This is a genomic window from Hydrogenophaga borbori (assembly GCF_003417535.1).
Classification (GTDB): Bacteria; Pseudomonadota; Gammaproteobacteria; order Burkholderiales; family Burkholderiaceae_C; genus Hydrogenophaga; species Hydrogenophaga borbori.
Genome location: NZ_QVLS01000006.1, coordinates 239377 through 255341 on the forward strand (window position 1 = coordinate 239377; position 15965 = coordinate 255341).

A 15965-nucleotide genomic window follows, 5' to 3' on the forward strand; every position below is an offset into this window, starting at 1 on the left:
ACCCGCTGCTACACTGCGCGGCTTTCGCCCGCCCGCCTTCCGTAATGCCCGTGTCCCTCGGCGGCCAAGCGCCCGCCAGCTTCGATCTCAAGAGCGTTCACCTGCCGCTGCTGGCGCTGCTGCTCAAGTCGGGCGACATGGAGTTGCTGCGCCGCGAGTTCGGCCAGCGCTACGGCGATCAGCCCGAGTTTTTCGACCACGACCCGCTGCTCATCGACCTGCAAGGCCTGAGTGGCGAGCAGGCCCTGCCCGACCTGATGCAGGTGAGCGAGTTGCTGCGCGCGCACCGCCTGCGCCCGGTGGCCGTGAACGCGGCCAGCGAGGCCCAGCGCGCCGCCGCCCAGGCCGCCGGCCTGCCGTTGGCCGACGCACCGCTGCTCACCCGCCAGGGCCACGCACCGGCGCCGTCCGCCAATGCGGCCCCGGTGGCCGCGCCGCCGCCACCGCCGGTGCCTGCGCCGGGCGCCCTGGTCATCGACAAGCCCCTGCGCTCTGGCCAGCAGGTCTACGCGCGCGGCGGCGACCTGGTGGTCATGGCCATGGTGAACCCCGGCGCGGAGGTCATCGCCGATGGCCACATCCATGTCTATGCCCCGCTGCGTGGCAAGGCCATGGCCGGCGCACGCGGCCATGCGCAGGCGCGCATCTTTTCCCTGGCCATGGCGCCCGAGCTGATTTCCATCGCGGGCGTGTACCGCACCAGCGAGGTGCCGTTGCCCGAGGCCCTGCTGGGCCGGCCCGCCCAGGTGCGCCTGCACAGCACCGCCGACGGTGACCGCCTCGTCATCGACCCCCTGTCCACCTGAAACCGAACCACCGAATCCACGGAGCCATTCCATGACCCGAATCGTCGTCGTCACGTCCGGCAAGGGCGGGGTGGGCAAGACCACCACCAGCGCGAGTTTTGCCACCGGCCTGGCCCTGCGCGGCCACAAGACCGCGGTCATCGACTTCGACGTCGGCCTGCGCAATCTCGACCTCATCATGGGTTGCGAGCGCCGGGTGGTCTACGACCTGATCAATGTCATCCAGGGCGAGGCCAACCTCAACCAGGCGCTCATCAAGGACAAGCAGGTCGACAACCTGTACATCCTGGCCGCCAGCCAGACGCGCGACAAGGACGCCCTCAGCCAGGACGGCGTCAAGCGCGTGCTCGACGAGCTCTCAGGCATGGGCTTCGACTACATCGTCTGCGACTCGCCGGCCGGCATCGAATCCGGCGCGCTCATGGCCATGCACTACGCCGACGAGGCCCTGGTGGTGACCAACCCCGAGGTGTCCAGCGTGCGCGACTCCGACCGCATCCTGGGCATGCTGTCCAGCAAGACGCGCCGCGCCATCGAGGGCAAAGAAGCCATCAAGGAGCACATGCTCATCACGCGCTACAACCCCAGCCGCGTGGCCGACGGCCAGATGCTCTCGCTGCAGGACATCCAGGACATCCTGCGCATCCCGCTGATCGGCGTGATCCCCGAGAGCGAATCGGTGCTGACCGCGTCCAACCAGGGCACGCCGGCCATCCACCTCAAGGGCAGCGACGTGGCCGAGGCCTATGGCGACGTGATCGACCGCTTCCTGGGCAAGGACAAGCCGCTGCGCTTCATCGAAGCCGAAAAGTCCGGCTTCTTCAAGCGCCTGTTCGGAGGGAAATAAGGCATGTCCCTGCTGTCTTTCCTGCTGGGTGAGAAGAAAAAGACCGCCTCGGTCGCCAAGGAGCGCCTGCAGATCATCCTGGCGCACGAGCGTTCCGGTCGCAGCGCCGCCGAGCCCGACTACCTGCCCGCGCTGCAGCGCGAACTGGTGGCGGTGATCGGCAAATACATCCGCATCAATCCCGACGACATCAAGGTCCAGCTCGAGCGCCAGGACAACCTCGACGTGCTCGAGGTCAAGATCGAGCTGCCCGAGCACCGTTGAGCCCAGGCCGGTAGAATCCTCAGGTTTCGCGCGCTCCGCAGCGCGCCCCGCCCGGACTCCCGCCCCGGGCCTGCCGCTGGCCATCGCCCTGATGGCCTTTTTCACGCACCCCTGCCCCGTGGCCGCCCGGCGGTCGCGCGATGGTTTGTTGGCGCGTGGCCGTCTCTGGAAAGGAACCGCATGGCCAAGGAAGAACTGATCGACATGATGGGTATCGTCAACGAGGTGCTGCCCGACACGCGTTTTCGCGTCACCCTGGACAACGGGCACCAGCTCATTGCCTATTCCGCCGGCAAGATGAAGAAGAACCACATCCGCATCCTCGCGGGTGACCGCGTGTCGCTGGAGCTGTCGCCCTACGACCTGACCAAGGGCCGCATCAACTTCCGCCACCTGGAAGGACGCGGTCCGGCGACGCCGCGCCGCCGCTGAAACCAAGAAAGTCATCAGCATGTCACGGTCGGGCCGTACAGCGCCCGATCGGCGGCATTCAGCGCACCGCTTGATTGGCCGAGAACATGGCCAGGGCTCCGCCGGAGCCGCCGTGTTCGAGGTCAGCCATGTGGGTGCGTTTCTCCCGTTTTTCTGGTCGGTGCCCAGCCCGTTCGGTGCTGCTGCTGGCCCTGGGCCTGCCGCTGCTGGCCTTTGCCGCCCCGGATGAGGCAGCGCCTCCGGCGCCGGCCACGCCGGCGGCCCAGATCTGGATCAACGTGGGCGGCTTTTCGCGCCACTTCGACCGCAGCAAGCACCACAACGAGCGCAACTTCGGCTTCGGCATCGAGTGGCGCACCTCGCCCGAGCTGTCGTACATGGCCGGCGTCTACGACAACAGCGTGGGCAAGCATTCCCAGTACCTGGCGGCCAACTGGCAGCCCTGGAGCCTGGGCCCGGTCAAGCTGGGCGCGGCGGTCGGCCTCATGAACGGCTACCCGGCGATGAAGCGCGGCGGCACCTTTTTCGCTGCCCTGCCCATGGCCTCCCTGGAAGGCCGGCGCTTCGGTATCAACCTGGGCCTCATTCCCTCGATGAAGGACGTGGACGGCGCGGTGGTGCTGCAGTTCAAGCTGCGCCTGCACTGAATCGGGCCCCGGGCGGCGACCCGCGGCGGCGTGGGGCCGCCCGCCTGGCGCTAGCATTGCCGGCTTCGCCTTTCCCACCGAGCACCCACCATGGAATTCGCCACCTGGCTCGCCTTCTTCGCCGCCTCCTGGGCCATCAGCATCTCGCCGGGCGCGGGTGCCGTGGCCGCCATGAGCGCCGGCCTCTCGCACGGTTTCCGCCGCGGCTACCTCACCACCCTGGGCCTGGTGCTGGGCATCTGGACGCAGATGCTGGTGGTCTCGGTGGGGCTGGGCGCGCTGGTCACGGCGTCCGGCACGGCCTTCCTGGTCGTCAAATGGGCCGGCGTGGCCTACCTGGTGTGGCTGGGCATCCAGCAATGGCGCGCGCCCGCGCGGCCCCTGGCCAGCGGCGATGAGGCGGCCACCAGCCGGCGCGCGCGCGACCTCATCGCGCGCGGCTGGATCATCAACGCGCTCAACCCCAAGGGCACCGTCTTCCTGCTGGCCGTGGTGCCGCAGTTCCTCGACCTGGCGCAGCCGCTGGCGCCGCAGTACCTGGTGATTGGTCTGACCCTGGGCTTCACCGACCTGGTGGTGATGGCCGGCTACACGGCGCTGGCCGCGCGCCTGCTGCGCACGCTCAAGTCGACCGCGCACATCCGCGCGCTCAACCGCGTGTTCGGCACGCTGTTCGTGGTCGCGGGCGGCCTGCTGGCGATGTTCAAGCGCAGCGCCTGAGCGCCGCCCCACCGCTCAGTGCAGCTTCACCAGCGGTGTCGCCCGCTTCACCAGGAAGCGCGCCACCGCCAGCGTGGCCGTGCGCGCCGTGCCCAACACCGCCTGGTGGTGCATCAGGTGCAGGCTGGTGTACATCACCCGCGCCAGCAGGCCCTGAACGAACCAGCTCGGGCCGAACAGCTTGCCCATGAGGCTGCCCACCGAACTCTGGGTGCCCAGCGACACCAGCGAACCGTGGTCGTGGTAGCGGTACGGCGTCGGGCTGGGTGGACGGCCTTCGGCCAGCTGGCGCAGGCGCTTGGCCAGGTAGCTGGCCTGCTGGTGCGCCGCCTGCGCGCGCGGCGGCACCAGGCCGCCGCCCGGCAGGGCGCAGGCCGCGCAATCGCCCAGGGCATGGATGGCCTCCTGGCCCTTCACGCGCAGGTCAGGTTCCACCTCCACCTGGCCTGATCGAGTGACCGGCAGGCCCTGCTCGCCCAGCAGCGCCGGCGCCTTGATGCCCGCGGCCCAGACCACCAGGTCGGCGGGAAAGCTCCGGCCCTCGGTGTCGGTCACGGCGTCGGGCGTCACGCCGGCCACGCGGCAGGACGTGACCACGTTCACCGCGCGTTCGCGCAACAGGGCCGTGGCCGAGGCCGACACGCGCTCCGGCAGCGGCGCCAGGATGCGGTCCGCGCCCTCGATCAGGGTGAGTTGCACGTCGCGCAGGCCGTCGAGGCGGCGAAAGCCGTAGCGCGTGTGCACCTGGCTGGCCTCGCGCAGCTCGGCCGCCAGCTCCACGCCGGTGGCGCCGCCGCCGATGATGACCACGCGCACCGCCGCCTCCACGCCCGCGCTCTTGCGCAGCTCGGCCGCCGTCAGCAGCTTGAGCATGCGCTGGCGGAAACGCTCGGCGTCGGCCGGCTGGTTGAGCGACATGGTGTGCTCGGCCGCGCCGGGCACGTTGAAATGGTTGGCGGTGCTGCCCAGCGCCAGCACCAGCTGGCCATAAACCAGCGTGCGCTCGGGGATGAGCAGCTCGCCGTGCTCGTCGCGCACCGCGTCCACGGTGATCAGCCGCTGCCCGGCGTTCAGGCCCTTGAACGCGCCCAGGCAGAAGGTGAAGCGGTTGTCGTGCGCCAGCATCTCGTACGACAGACCCTCCTGGTGGATGTCCAGCGTGCCGGCGGCCACCTCGTGCAGCGAGGGCTTCCAGATGTGGAAGAGCTGGCGGTCGACCAGGGTCACGCGCTCGGGGCCAAGCTGGCGGCCCAGCTTGCAGGCGAGTTCCAGGCCGCCGGCGCCGCCGCCGACGATCACGATGGGGTGGTTCATGCCAAGGTCCTTCGCGGCAAAAGGGCGCCGCACTGGGCCCATCATGCCAAAGGCCCGCCGCCGCCCTTTGGCGCGCGTGTGGCCTCAGCGCGGCGGGAACGCGATCAGCGCCACGCCCGCCAGCGGCAGCGCCCACCAGCCGGCGGCCTGCTGGCGCAGCCACAGCAGGGGCAGGAAGCGGCCGAGGATTCCGGCCAGGGCGGTGGCGGTATAGAGCAGCAGGGTTTTCATCGGGACCGGGTGCGAAGGGCCGGTCCCGATTGGACCAGAGCGCCCGCGGGGCCTTGAAATGCCCCAATCGACCCTGAAGTGGCTACAGTGTCGGCCACCGCCCGCCACACTGCCTCCAGGAGCCCGGCCATGCAGATCAAGGACCTCTCCCGCGCCACCGGCGTCGACATCGAAACCATCCGCTACTACGAGAAGCAGGGCCTGCTGCCCGAGCCCGCGCGGCGCGACAACGGCTACCGCGACTACGCCACCGAGCACCTGGAGCGTTTGGCCTTCATCCGCCACTGCCGCGCGCTGGACATGCCCCTGGCCGACGTGCAGCGCCTGCTGGGTTTCCTGGACGACCCCGATTCGCACTGCCGCCACGTGGATGGCCTGGTGGACGAGCAACTGGCGCGCGTGCGCGCCCGGCTCAAGAGCCTGCGCGCGCTCGAAAAGCAGCTGCTGCGCCTGCGCGAGCGCTGCCAGGACGGCGAGGACGGCTCGAGTTGCGGCATCCTGGACGAGCTGGTGTCGGCCGCGCACGGCGAGGCCTGCGCCTGCCACGCCCAGGCGGCGGGGGCCTGAGATGGCGGCCCCCACCCTGCGCCGGCTCGGACCGGAGGACCACGCCCTGCTGTTGCGCCTGAACGCGATGTTCGCCGTGGCCTTTGGCGACGACGAGACCTACACGGGCGCCCCGCCCGACGAAGCCTGGGCGCGCGAGGCCCTGGGCCGCCCTGGCCTGATCGCACTGGTGGCGCTCGATGGCGAAACGGTGGTGGGTGGCCTGGTGGCCTACGAGCTCGACAAGCTGGAACGCCGCCGCCGCGAGGTCTACCTGTACGACCTGGCGGTGGCCGAGGCCCAGCGCCGCCGGGGCATCGCCACGCAACTCATCGACCATTTGCGCGCCATCGCGCGCGAGCGCGGGGCCTGGGTGGTGTACGTGCAGGCCGACCACGGCGACGAGCCCGCGATCGCGCTGTACACCAAGCTCGGTGCGCGCGAGGACGTCATGCACTTCGATCTGCCGCTGGACTGAGCGCGCGGCCCGGGGGGCTCAGACCCGCGAGCCGGTCGCCTGCTCGATCGCGTGCATCGCGGCCTTGAAGATGCGCTGGCGGTCGGCCAGCTTCACCTTGTGTTGCTCGTGCAGGTCGTTGAGGGCGATCGTCAGGTCCAGCATCAGGTTCTTCAGGGCCTTGCGGTCCAGCTCGTGGCCGATGCGGCCGTTGGGCAGGCGCACGCCCGGCCCCAGCGGCAGCAGGCACAGCAGCAGCACCGTCCACAGCTCGGGCACCGGCGCCAGGAAGTGCAGCCAGTACGGCCAGCGCTCGTGCAGGGCGCGCAGCATGTCGCGGCACTCGGGGATGGTGTGCACCTGGCGCGGGTCGCGGTCCAGCCCGCTGAAGGCGAAGTACACGCCCGCGGTGAGCTGCTCCACGCGGATGGTGTTGTCCGACAGGTGCAGCAGGTCTTCCACGCAGCGGCCCAGGCCCTCGCCGCTGCCGTCGGCCAGGTTGAGCGTGAGCACCAGGCGGTGCAGCTCGGTGGGCAGGGCGTCCAGCCCCGAGCCCAGCGCCAGGCGCTGGGGGGTGCCGTCGGGATCGTCGAGTGCCATGGGTCGCGATTCTGCGCTGAAGCCGGGCGCGCCCGGTCAGCGCCGTCCCGCCAATGGGGGAGGCAGCGGGTCGCCGGCCTGGCGGCGGCGAAACAGCGCCGCGCGCGCCAGCACGATGGTGGTGACCGGCGCGGTGATGGACAGCACGATGATGATCAGCCACACGTGCAGGGCCAGGCCCTCGGCGTGCGCGGTGAAGTGCACGATGGACGCCAGCGTGACGATCCAGGCCCCCAGCGTGGAGGCCAGCGCCGGCGCGTGCATGCGCAGGAAGAAGTCGGGCAGGCGCCACAGGCCCAGCGCCGCCACCAGCACCACCACGCCGCTGGCCAGCAGCAGCGCGGCGACCAGGATCTCGGTCCAGGGGGGGATGTCGGCGGCGCTCATTCGATGACCTCCCCGCGCAGCAGGAACTTGGCCAGCGCCACCGAGCCGACGAAGCCGAACAGCACCATCAGCAGCGCGCCCTCGAAGTACATGTCGCTGTCGTAGCGAATGGCCAGCACCAGCATCACCAGCATGCCCACCACGTAGAGAAAGTCGACCGCCAGCACGCGGTCCTGCGCGCTGGGGCCGCGCAGCAGCCGCGCCAGGCCCAGGCCCATGGCCAGCAGGTACATCACCACCGTGGCGGTGATCGCCATCGTCAGCAGGGAACTCATGGGGACACCTCCGCGCAGCGCGCCGCGGTGCGGGCCCCTTCGGGCGGCCGTGCCTTGCTCATCCAAAAACCTCCTTCAGGGGCAGTTCGTAGTCGGCCTTGTAGTGGGCGATGAAGGCCGCCTCGTCGTCCAGGTCGAACACGTGCAGCAGCAGCGCCGCGCAGTCGGGCGCGAGTTCGCACCACACGGTGCCGGGGATGACGGCGGTGATCATGGACAGCGCCGCCAGGCCGTGCACGTTGCGCAGGTCCAGCGGGATCACCACGAAGCGCCCGCGCGGCGGTTCGCGCCGCGAGCGCGCGACGCCCAGCGCCACGTCGATCGCCGAGCGCACCACGTCGCCGCCCACGCGCAGGATGAGGCGGATCAGCGTGCCCCAGTGCCGCAGCGGGCCGGGCGTGGGGCGCAGCGGCGCCATCAGCAGCGGCACCACCACCGCCACCAGCAGGCCCAGCCCGATCTGGCCCCAGCCCAGGCTGCGTGTGAGCAGCAGCCAGCCACCGAACAGGCCCAGCGACAGCCAGGGGGACGGCAGGATCGCCGCCCGGACGCCCGAAGGCGCCCGCTTCGGGGCCGCGGGCGGCGCTGCATCGGTGAGGCGCTTCATGGCGTGCCTCCGCGAACGCTGGGGTGCGGCACGGTGATCGCGCCGCGCACCGCGTCGATGTAGCGCTGCGGCTCGTGCAGCGAGTCGGCCGTGGCGCGGGTGTAGCCCAGCACGGTCTCGGCCTGGCCCACCATCAGCAGGGCGGCGCCCAGCAGCGCGGCGATGGGCAGGGTCTCGGCCACGCGCAGGCGCGGCGCGGGCCGGTCCTGCGTGGTCCAGAAGTGGCGCATGCCCACGCGCATGAGCGAAATGGCCGCGAACAGGCCCGACACGATGAGCAGCGCGAACAGCGTCCAGGCGGCGGCGCCGCGCAGCTCCAGCAGCGCGCCCAGCATGGCCAGCTTGCTGACGAAGCCCGAGAACGGCGGCAGGCCGGCGATGACCATGGCGCACAGGGTGAAGGCCACGCCGAGGAAGGCCAGCGCGGCCGGAATGGCGCGGCCGATGAGTTCTTCCTCGTTGTCGTCGAGGTTGATGCCGCGCGGCGGCTCGGCGTCCAGGAAGGCGGGCAGCGCGTAGTTGCCGTCGTCCCAGTCCTCCGGGCCCTCCGGCACCTGGCGCGCGCGCTCCAGCAGCTCCACCAGCAGGTACAGCGCGCAGCCGGCCAGGGTGGAGCTGGCCAGGTAGAACAGCGCCCCGCTGCTGAGCGCGGGCGCGTCGAAGCCGATGGCCGCGACCAAGGTGCCGGAGGACGCGATCACGCTGAATCCGGCCAGCCGGTTGAGCTGCTGCGAGGCCAGCATGCCGATGGCGCCGAAGGCCAGGGTGGCCAGGCCGCCCCAGATCAGCACCGTGCCGCCAAAGCCGGCCGAGCTGCCGGCGTCGGCGGGGAAGCACAGCGTCCACAGCCGCAGCACGGCGTACACGCCCACCTTGGTGAGGATGGCGAACACCGCGGCCGCCGGCGCGCTGGCCGCGCCGTAGGCCGGCGGCAGCCAGAAGTTGAGCGGCCACAGCGCGGCCTTGGCCAGGAAGGCGATGGCCAGGATGGCCGCGCCCGCGTGTAGCAGGCCGCGGTCGCGATCGGCCACCAGGCTGAGCTTGTCGGCGATGTCGGCCATGTTCAGCGTGCCCGTGACGCCATACAGCAAGGCCACGCCGATGAGGAACAGCAGCGAGGCGAACAGGTTGATGGCGATGTAGTGCAGGCCGGCGCGCACGCGCGCGATGCCGCCGCCGTGCAGCAGCAGGCCGTAGCTGGCGGCCAGCAGCACCTCGAAGAACACGAACAGGTTGAACAGGTCGCCCGTGAGGAAGGCGCCGTACAGGCCCATCAGCTGCAGCTGGAACAGCACGTGGAAGTACACGCCCGCGTGCTGCCAGCGCGCCAGGGCATAGAGCAGCGCGGCCAGGCCCACCGCCCCCGCCAGCACCGCCATGAAGGCGGCCAGCGGGTCGGCCACCAGCACGATGCCGAAAGGCACCGGCCAGTTGCCCGGCAGATAGACGCCAAAGGCGGCCGGGCCGCCGGCCTGCACGCGCAGCAGCAGCCAGATCGCCAGCGCCAGGCCCAGCGCGGTGGAGGCGGTGTTGATCGCGGCCTTGGTGCGCCGGCGGCCCTCGCCCAGCATGAGCATGAGCGCGGCCGTGCCCAGCGGCAGCAACACGGGCGCCACCAGCAGGTGTTCGGTGGCGGCGATCATCGGATCACCCCCGCGCGGCGCATTGCGGTGCGCCCCCCTTCGAGCGGTCGTGCGGCGTTCATGGGCCCTCCTCCCGGCCATCGACGTGGTCGCCGCCGGACAGGCCGCGCAGCGCCAGCAGCACCACCAGGAACAGCGCCGTGGTGGCGAAGCCGATGACGATGGCCGTCAACACCAGCGACTGCGGCAGCGGGTCGGTGTAGTGCTGCAGGTCGGCCGGCAGGCCGGGGCGCACGATGGGTTCGGCGTCCACCGACAGGCTGCCCACGCTGAAGATGAACAGGTTGACGGCGTACGACAGCAGCGACAGGCCGATCAGCACCTGAAAGGTGCGCGGCCGCAGCACCAGCCAGACGCCCGCGCCGGCCATCACGCCAATGGCGATCGAGACGATCAGTTCCATCAGGGGGCTCCTTTCTCTTGCGCCTGCCCGGCGTCGTCGTCTTCCTGCGCCGCCTGCTGGCGGCGCGCGCGCAGCGACTGGTGGGCGATGGCCGTGAGCAGCAGCAGCGTGGAGCCCACCACCACCGTGAACACGCCGAGGTCGAACAGCGCCGCGCTGGGAACGTGCACCTCGCCCACCAGCGGCCAGGTCAGGTGCGCGGTGTGCGTGGTGAGGAAGGGGTAGCCCAGCGCCAGCGAGCCCAGGCCGGTGGCCAGTGCCACGGCCAGGCCGAAGGCGATCCAGCGCGGCGGCACCAGGCGCATGCGGTCTTCCACCCAGCGCGTGCCGCTCACCATGTACTGCGCGATGAAGGCGATGGCCACCACCAGGCCGGCGACGAAGCCGCCGCCCGGCTCGTTGTGGCCGCGCATGAAGAGGTGAAAGGCGAACACCGCGGCCACCGGCAGCAGCAGGCGCACCAGCACGGCGGGCACCTCCAGGTAGCGCTGCGGCGTGTCGCCGTCCTCGCGCGTGACCAGGTCGCTTTCGATGTGCTGCGGCACCGCGCGCTGCTGCGCGGGGCGGTCGATCACCTCCACCGGCGGGCGGAAGCGCCGCAGCAGCGCGTACACGGTGATGCCCACGATCCCCAGCACCGTGATCTCGCCCAGCGTATCGAAGGCCCGGAAGTCCACCAGCATCACGTTGACGACGTTGGTGCCGCCGCCCTGCGGCAGCGCGTTGTCGATGAAGAAGGGCGAGATCGACATCGGCGCGGTGCGCGTGAGCATGGCGTAGGACAGAACGGCCAGGCCGGCGCCGATCAGCACCGCCACCACCAGGTCGCGGCGGCGGCGCCAGAAGGTGCGCCGCAGGTAGAGCGGGTCGTCTTCCTGCACGCGTTTGGGCATCCAGCGCAGGCCCAGCAGGAACAGCACCGTGGTCACCACCTCGACCGCGAGCTGGGTGAGCGCCAGGTCGGGCGCCGAGAACCAGGCGAAGGTGATGCACAGGCACAGGCCGACGACGCTGAGCATGATCAACGCCGCCAGGCGGTGGAACTTGGCCTGCCACGCGGCGCCGACGGCGCAGGTCACGCCGATCGCCCACAGCAGCACGAAGCCGGGCGTGGCCGGGATGCGCGGGCGGTCGCCCCAGCTCAGCGGCACCACCAGGGCCGAGCCCAGGCCGGCGAGGCCGGCGATCAGCACCATCCAGAACAGCTGCGGCTGCAGCCGCTGCGTGCCCAGCAGGCGCTGCAGCCAACGCGCCAGCCGGGTCAGCCCGGTCAGGGCGCTGTCGAACACGGCGCGCCCGTCCAGCCCCAGCAGGCCCGGTGCGCGGATGCTGTCGCGCCGCTTCAGCCACTGGCCGAACAGCAGGTAGGCCACCACGCCGCCGCCGGTGGCGATCAGGCTCATCACCAGCGGCGTGTTGAAGCCATGCCAGACCGCCAGGCTGTACGCCGGCAGGTCGCCGCCCACCACCGGCGTGGCGGCCATGGCCAGCAGCGGCCCCACGGACCAGGCCGGCAGCGTGCCCACCACGATGCAGGCCAGCACCAGCAGCTCCACCGGCACGCGCATCCAGTGCACGGGCTCGTGCGGCTGGCGCGGGCAGTCGGGCGGCGCGCCGAAGAACACGTCGTGCGCGAAGCGCAGCGAATACACCACCGCGAACACGCCGGCCAGCGTGGCCAGCGCGGGCAGGCCATATTCGATGACCGGGCTGGCGCTCACGAACACCGTCTCGGCGAAGAACATTTCCTTGGAGAGAAAGCCGTTGAGCAGCGGCACGCCCGCCATGGCCGCGCAGGCCACGATGGCCAGGGTGCCGGTGATGGGCATGGAGCGGAACAGGCCGTCCAGGCGGCGCATGTCGCGCGTGCCGGTCTCGTGGTCGATGATGCCCACCGACATGAACAGCGAGGCTTTGAAGGTCGCGTGGTTCATCATGTGGAAGACCGCCGCCACCGCGGCCAGCGGGCTGTTGAGACCCAGCAGCAGCGTGATCAGGCCCAGGTGGCTGATGGTGGAATAGGCCAGCAGGCCCTTGAGGTCGTTCTGGAACATGGCCGCGTAGGCGCCCAGCAGCAGCGTGGCCAGGCCCGCGCCGCCAACAATCCAGAACCACTCCGGCGTGCCCGCCAGCGCCGGCCACAGCCGCGCCAGCAGGAAGACGCCGGCCTTGACCATGGTGGCCGAGTGCAGGTAGGCCGACACCGGCGTGGGCGCGGCCATGGCGTGCGGCAGCCAGAAATGGAAGGGGAACTGCGCGCTCTTGGTGAGCGCGCCCAGCAGGACGAGCACCAGCGCCAGCGTGTACAGCGGGTGCTCGCGGATGCGCTCGCCGGCCGCCAGCACCACCTCCAGCTCCAGGCTGCCCACGATGTGGCCCAGCAGCAGCACGCCCGCCAGCAGCGCCAGCCCGCCGGTGGCCGTGACGGTGAAGGCCATGCGTGCGCCGCGCCGCGCGTCCTTGCGGTGCGTCCAGTAGCCGATCAGCAGGAAGGAGAAGACGCTGGTGAGCTCCCAGAACACCACCAGCTGCACCAGGTTGCCCGAGAGCACCACGCCCAGCATGGCGCCCATGAAGCCCAGCAGCAGCGAATAGAAGCGCGCCGCCGGGTCTTCGGCCGAGAGGTAGTAGCGCGCGTAGACGATGACCAGCAGGCCCATGGCGCTGACCAGCATGGCGAACATCCAGGCGAAGCCGTCGATGCGCACGATGAGGTCGATGCCCAGGGCGGGCAGCCAGCTCAATCGCTCGATCAGCACGGCGCCGTCGCGCACCTCGGGGTAGATCAGGACCAGCGGGATGGCCACCCCCAGGGCCACCAGCGCTGCCCAGGACGATTCGAGGTTGCGTGCGTTCGTCGGCAGCAGCGCCGCGACCACGCAGCCCACGAAGGGCAATATCAGCAGGAAAAACAAGGACATGGCCCAAGTCTAGGGGACGCCCGCGGCCCTCACGCGAAAAAACCGGGCGCGCGTTTCCCCTGTGTCAGGCCGCGCCGCCCTCGCCGTCGCCGCCCTGCAGCTTCTTGCGCCGCTTCCACAGCGTGGTGCGCGAAACGCCCAGGCTCGCCGCGGCCTCGGCCAGGCGCCCGCCCGACTGTTCCAGCGCGCGCTCGATCTGCGCCAGCTCGGCGCGCTCGCGCGCGTCGGCCAGCGTGGCCGCGGGCCCGGGCTCGTCGAGCGCTCGCTCGGGGAACAGCTCGGCCGCGCCCAGGGCCAGTGCCTCGCTCAAGGCCATGGCGCGCTCGATGCGGTTGCGCAGTTCGCGCACGTTGCCGGGCCAGGCGTGCGCGCGCAGCGCGGCCTCGGCCTCGGCCGTCAGCGGGGGCGGCGCCAGGCCCTGGCGCTCGGCGGCCTGGCGCAGGAAGCCGCGCGCCAGCGGCAGCACCTCGTCCGGGCGCTCGCGCAGCGGCGGCACGCGCAGCTCGACCACCGCCAGGCGGTAGTACAGGTCCTCGCGGAAGCTGCGTTCGGCGATGCGCGCGCGCAGGTCCGCGTTGGTGGCGGCCACCACCCGCCCGCGGAAGCGCTGGTCCTGGCGCGCGCCGAGGCGGCGGAAATGGCCGTCCTGCAGCACGCGCAGCAGCGCGGTCTGCAGGCGCGGGTCGAGTTCACCGATCTCGTCGAGGAACAGGGTGCCGCCGCCGGCCTCCTCGAACCAGCCGGCGTGCGCGCCGCTGGCGCCGGTGAAGGCGCCGCGCTCGTGGCCGAAGAACTGGCTCTCCATCAGTTCGCGCGGCACCGCGCCGCAGTTCACCGCCACGAAGGGCTCGCCCGCGCGCGCCGAGCGCTCGTGCAGCTGGCGCGCCGCCACCTCCTTGCCGACGCCGGTCTCGCCCAGCAGCAGCACCGGCACGTCGCGCGCGGCCAGCCGCTCCAGGTCGCCCGCCAGGCGCTCGGTGGCGGGCGACAGGCCGAAACCCAGCGCCGGCCCGTCGCCGCCGGCCGCGGGCACCAGGGCGCGGATGCGCTCGACCAGTGCGTCGACATCGAAGGGCTTGGTGAGGTAGTCGTCGGCGCCCGCGCGCACCAGGCGCACGGCCTGGCCGACGTCGGCGAAGGCGGTGGCGAAGACGATGGGCGTGCGCCCCAGGTAGGGCAGCGCGCGGCGGTACAGCGCCTCGCCCGAGCCGTCGGGCAGGCGGATGTCGCTGAGCACGAAGTCGGGCCGCGCGCGGCGCAGCGCGGCCAGGGCCTGCGCGCCGTCGCTGGCGTGGACCACCTCGAAGCCCTCCAGCCGCAGGCGCTGCACCAGCGCGCCGCCGAGCACGGCGTCGTCCTCGATCAGCAGCACGTGGATGGTGGGGGGGGCGTGGGTCATGGCGCGGGCGGTGGGTCGGCGGGGCCGCCGCCGTCGAACGGCAGCTCGAGCGTGATGCGCGTGCCCCGGCCCGAGTGTGCCTGCACCGCCACGCGCCCACGCAGGCGCTGCACCAGGCGCACCACCACGGCCACGCCCAGGCCGGCGCCCGGCGCGGGGGCCTCGCCCCGCTCCAGGCTGGCGGCCAGCGGCCCCGGCAGGCCCGCGCCCTCGTCGGCCACCTCCAGCCACAGGTGGTCCTCGCGCGGCTCGCAGCGCAGCGTCACGCGCGCGCCCTGGGCCGAGGCCTGGATGGCGTTGAGCAGCAGGTTCAGCAGCACCTGGCGCACCTCGCCGCCGGCCAGCGGCACGGCCTCGCTCAAACGGGATTCGAGCACCAGCGCCACGCCCGCGCGGCGCGCCTGCGGCGCCAGCAGGCGCTGCACGTCCTGCAGGTCGCGCGGGTCGAAGGCGGGCTCCTTGGCGCTGGGGCGGTGCGTGGCCAGGGTGGCGTCGACCACGCCGCCGATCGCGCGCAGGCCGCGTTCCATGAAGTCCAGCGCCTCGGCGCGCGCCGCGGGGCGGTCGCCGAAGCGGCGCAGCGTGTCGACGGCGGTGAGCACGCCGGCCAGCGGGTTGCGCACCTCGTGCGCCAGCGTGGCCGACAGGCGGCCCAGCACGGCCTCGCGCTCCTGCTCGGCCAGGCGCGCGATCAGGGCCTCGCGCTCGCGCGCGGCGCCGGCCATGCGGTTGTAGGCGCGCAGCAGCCGCGCGTTCTCGCCGTCGTGGGGCGGGATGAGCGTCTCGGCCACTGGCTCGGGCCCGGCCTCGCCGGTGCGCTGCAGGTGGCGCGTGAGCAGGTCCAGCGGGCGCTGCAGCCGGCGCATCACCAACACACCCAGCAGCGCGCAGACCGTGCCCAGGCCCAGGTTGAACACCACCACGCGCCACCACAGGCGCTGGCGCTCGGCCACGTAGTCGGCCAGGTCCAGGTTGGCCACGACGGTGAGCGCGCCCGCGCGTTCGCCGGCCAACAGGCGGTCGTCGCTGAGCGGGCGCCACACCCAGTAGCTGCCGTCGTTCGTATCGATCTTGTCGCCGCGTGTGTCCTCGGCGATGGCCTTGGGCAGCGGCGCCTCGGGCAGGCCCACGCGGTCGGCGCGCGCCAGGATGCGGCCGTCCGTGTCGAGCAGAAACAGGTGCCGGTCCACCAGGCCCTGGTGCATGCGCAGGGCTTCGTCGAGTGCGCGCTGGATGCCGGGTGCGTCGTTGGCGATCACCGGCGGCAGCAGCGCGGCGGCCAGGCCGTCGAGGTAGATCTGTCCGGTGCGCTCGATCTGGCGCTCCACCTGGCGCAGCAGGCCCTGCATGGCGATCTGCGTGGTGCCCAGCGCCGTGACCAGGATGACGGCGACGACCGCGAGGGACAGGCGCGCGGTCATGGGCAAGCGGTGGATCCAGCGGGTCATGGGCGATCGGGGCATGGA

19 protein-coding genes are annotated in these 15965 nt (G+C 71.8%); 8 read left to right on the forward strand and 11 right to left on the reverse strand.

Annotated elements, in window-relative coordinates; all coding sequences use genetic code 11:
• The first annotated feature begins 44 nt into the window (after positions 1-44).
• The 6 genes from minC to DY262_RS11730 all read left to right on the forward strand — a co-directional run bounded on the left by minC (position 45) and on the right by DY262_RS11730 (position 3716).
• Positions 45-806, forward strand: a complete 762-nt coding sequence (gene minC, locus DY262_RS11705) for a septum site-determining protein MinC (RefSeq protein WP_116959046.1) — start codon at positions 45-47, stop codon at positions 804-806.
• Between the two features lie 31 nt (positions 807-837).
• Positions 838-1653: a septum site-determining protein MinD gene (gene minD, locus DY262_RS11710; RefSeq protein WP_116959048.1), complete on the forward strand. Its 816-nt coding sequence runs from the start codon at positions 838-840 to the stop codon at positions 1651-1653.
• Positions 1654-1656: 3 nt separating this feature from the next.
• Entirely contained in the window at positions 1657-1917 is a 261-nt protein-coding gene (gene minE, locus DY262_RS11715; protein WP_070399603.1) for a cell division topological specificity factor MinE, read from the forward strand.
• Between the two features lie 180 nt (positions 1918-2097).
• Complete coding sequence (gene infA / locus DY262_RS11720; protein ID WP_035622498.1) at positions 2098-2349, forward strand: translation initiation factor IF-1; 252 nt, start codon at positions 2098-2100, stop codon at positions 2347-2349.
• A 176-nt stretch (positions 2350-2525) separates the two neighbouring features.
• Positions 2526-2996 (forward strand): hypothetical protein, encoded by a 471-nt coding sequence (locus tag DY262_RS11725; protein ID WP_116959050.1) that lies wholly within the window; start codon positions 2526-2528, stop codon positions 2994-2996.
• Positions 2997-3086: 90 nt separating this feature from the next.
• A complete protein-coding gene (locus tag DY262_RS11730; RefSeq protein ID WP_116959052.1) occupies positions 3087-3716 on the forward strand; it encodes a LysE family transporter in 630 nt (209 codons plus the stop codon).
• 15 nt (positions 3717-3731) lie between these two features.
• On the opposite strand, the gene DY262_RS11735 is transcribed toward DY262_RS11730, so the two are convergent.
• Together DY262_RS11735 and DY262_RS11740 are read right to left on the reverse strand one after the other, a co-directional pair.
• Entirely contained in the window at positions 3732-5030 is a 1299-nt protein-coding gene (locus DY262_RS11735; RefSeq protein ID WP_116959054.1) for an NAD(P)/FAD-dependent oxidoreductase, read from the reverse strand.
• An 84-nt stretch (positions 5031-5114) separates the two neighbouring features.
• Entirely contained in the window at positions 5115-5261 is a 147-nt protein-coding gene (locus DY262_RS11740) for a YnfA family protein (RefSeq protein WP_116959056.1), read from the reverse strand.
• A gap of 129 nt (positions 5262-5390) precedes the next feature.
• Between DY262_RS11740 and cadR the strand changes: the two genes are divergently transcribed.
• Together cadR and DY262_RS11750 are read left to right on the forward strand one after the other, a co-directional pair.
• Positions 5391-5828: a Cd(II)/Pb(II)-responsive transcriptional regulator gene (gene cadR, locus DY262_RS11745; protein WP_116959058.1), complete on the forward strand. Its 438-nt coding sequence runs from the start codon at positions 5391-5393 to the stop codon at positions 5826-5828.
• Position 5829: 1 nt separating this feature from the next.
• A complete protein-coding gene (locus tag DY262_RS11750) occupies positions 5830-6285 on the forward strand; it encodes an AAC(3)-I family aminoglycoside N-acetyltransferase (protein WP_116959060.1) in 456 nt (151 codons plus the stop codon).
• 18 nt (positions 6286-6303) lie between these two features.
• Here DY262_RS11750 and DY262_RS11755 read toward each other — a convergent pair whose 3' ends face one another.
• The 9 genes from DY262_RS11755 to DY262_RS11795 form a co-directional block, all read right to left on the reverse strand.
• Positions 6304-6864 (reverse strand): hypothetical protein, encoded by a 561-nt coding sequence (locus tag DY262_RS11755; RefSeq protein WP_116959062.1) that lies wholly within the window; start codon positions 6862-6864, stop codon positions 6304-6306.
• A gap of 36 nt (positions 6865-6900) precedes the next feature.
• Positions 6901-7251: a Na+/H+ antiporter subunit G gene (locus DY262_RS11760; protein ID WP_116959064.1), complete on the reverse strand. Its 351-nt coding sequence runs from the start codon at positions 7249-7251 to the stop codon at positions 6901-6903.
• Complete coding sequence (locus DY262_RS11765; RefSeq protein WP_116959066.1) at positions 7248-7526, reverse strand: K+/H+ antiporter subunit F; 279 nt, start codon at positions 7524-7526, stop codon at positions 7248-7250. The genes DY262_RS11760 and DY262_RS11765 overlap by 4 nt, the downstream gene beginning before the upstream one ends.
• Positions 7527-7584: 58 nt before the next feature.
• Positions 7585-8133: a Na+/H+ antiporter subunit E gene (locus tag DY262_RS11770; protein WP_116959067.1), complete on the reverse strand. Its 549-nt coding sequence runs from the start codon at positions 8131-8133 to the stop codon at positions 7585-7587.
• Positions 8130-9776 (reverse strand): monovalent cation/H+ antiporter subunit D, encoded by a 1647-nt coding sequence (locus DY262_RS11775; protein ID WP_116959076.1) that lies wholly within the window; start codon positions 9774-9776, stop codon positions 8130-8132. Before DY262_RS11775 ends, DY262_RS11770 begins: the two co-directional genes overlap by 4 nt.
• A gap of 58 nt (positions 9777-9834) precedes the next feature.
• The gene (locus DY262_RS11780; RefSeq protein WP_070399613.1) at positions 9835-10179 is read right to left on the reverse strand and encodes a Na+/H+ antiporter subunit C; all 345 of its coding nucleotides are present in this window, start codon (positions 10177-10179) and stop codon (positions 9835-9837) included.
• A complete protein-coding gene (locus DY262_RS11785) occupies positions 10179-13100 on the reverse strand; it encodes a monovalent cation/H+ antiporter subunit A (RefSeq protein ID WP_116959078.1) in 2922 nt (973 codons plus the stop codon). The genes DY262_RS11780 and DY262_RS11785 overlap by 1 nt, the downstream gene beginning before the upstream one ends.
• Positions 13101-13164: 64 nt before the next feature.
• Complete coding sequence (locus DY262_RS11790; RefSeq protein ID WP_116959080.1) at positions 13165-14499, reverse strand: sigma-54-dependent transcriptional regulator; 1335 nt, start codon at positions 14497-14499, stop codon at positions 13165-13167.
• Positions 14496-15947, reverse strand: coding sequence for a sensor histidine kinase (locus DY262_RS11795; RefSeq protein WP_181936482.1), 1452 nt, complete (start codon positions 15945-15947; stop codon positions 14496-14498). Before DY262_RS11795 ends, DY262_RS11790 begins: the two co-directional genes overlap by 4 nt.
• Positions 15948-15965: the final 18 nt, after the last annotated feature.

Excerpts from the sequence above, each read along its gene's own strand:
- minC (WP_116959046.1), top strand. The coding sequence starts at position 45 with ATGCCCGTGTCCCTCGGCGGCCAAGCGCCCGCCAGCTTCGATCTCAAG.
- minD (WP_116959048.1), top strand. The coding sequence starts at position 838 with ATGACCCGAATCGTCGTCGTCACGTCCGGCAAGGGCGGGGTGGGCAAG.
- minE (WP_070399603.1), top strand. The coding sequence starts at position 1,657 with ATGTCCCTGCTGTCTTTCCTGCTGGGTGAGAAGAAAAAGACCGCCTCG.
- infA (WP_035622498.1), top strand. The coding sequence starts at position 2,098 with ATGGCCAAGGAAGAACTGATCGACATGATGGGTATCGTCAACGAGGTG.
- DY262_RS11730 (WP_116959052.1), top strand. The coding sequence starts at position 3,087 with ATGGAATTCGCCACCTGGCTCGCCTTCTTCGCCGCCTCCTGGGCCATC.
- DY262_RS11735 (WP_116959054.1), bottom strand. The coding sequence starts at position 5,030 with ATGAACCACCCCATCGTGATCGTCGGCGGCGGCGCCGGCGGCCTGGAA.
- DY262_RS11740 (WP_116959056.1), bottom strand. The coding sequence starts at position 5,261 with ATGAAAACCCTGCTGCTCTATACCGCCACCGCCCTGGCCGGAATCCTC.
- cadR (WP_116959058.1), top strand. The coding sequence starts at position 5,391 with ATGCAGATCAAGGACCTCTCCCGCGCCACCGGCGTCGACATCGAAACC.
- DY262_RS11750 (WP_116959060.1), top strand. The coding sequence starts at position 5,830 with ATGGCGGCCCCCACCCTGCGCCGGCTCGGACCGGAGGACCACGCCCTG.
- DY262_RS11755 (WP_116959062.1), bottom strand. The coding sequence starts at position 6,864 with ATGGCACTCGACGATCCCGACGGCACCCCCCAGCGCCTGGCGCTGGGC.
- DY262_RS11760 (WP_116959064.1), bottom strand. The coding sequence starts at position 7,251 with ATGAGCGCCGCCGACATCCCCCCCTGGACCGAGATCCTGGTCGCCGCG.
- DY262_RS11765 (WP_116959066.1), bottom strand. The coding sequence starts at position 7,526 with ATGAGTTCCCTGCTGACGATGGCGATCACCGCCACGGTGGTGATGTAC.
- DY262_RS11770 (WP_116959067.1), bottom strand. The coding sequence starts at position 8,133 with ATGAAGCGCCTCACCGATGCAGCGCCGCCCGCGGCCCCGAAGCGGGCG.
- DY262_RS11775 (WP_116959076.1), bottom strand. The coding sequence starts at position 9,776 with ATGATCGCCGCCACCGAACACCTGCTGGTGGCGCCCGTGTTGCTGCCG.
- DY262_RS11780 (WP_070399613.1), bottom strand. The coding sequence starts at position 10,179 with ATGGAACTGATCGTCTCGATCGCCATTGGCGTGATGGCCGGCGCGGGC.
- DY262_RS11785 (WP_116959078.1), bottom strand. The coding sequence starts at position 13,100 with ATGTCCTTGTTTTTCCTGCTGATATTGCCCTTCGTGGGCTGCGTGGTC.
- DY262_RS11790 (WP_116959080.1), bottom strand. The coding sequence starts at position 14,499 with ATGACCCACGCCCCCCCCACCATCCACGTGCTGCTGATCGAGGACGAC.
- DY262_RS11795 (WP_181936482.1), bottom strand. The coding sequence starts at position 15,947 with ATGACCCGCTGGATCCACCGCTTGCCCATGACCGCGCGCCTGTCCCTC.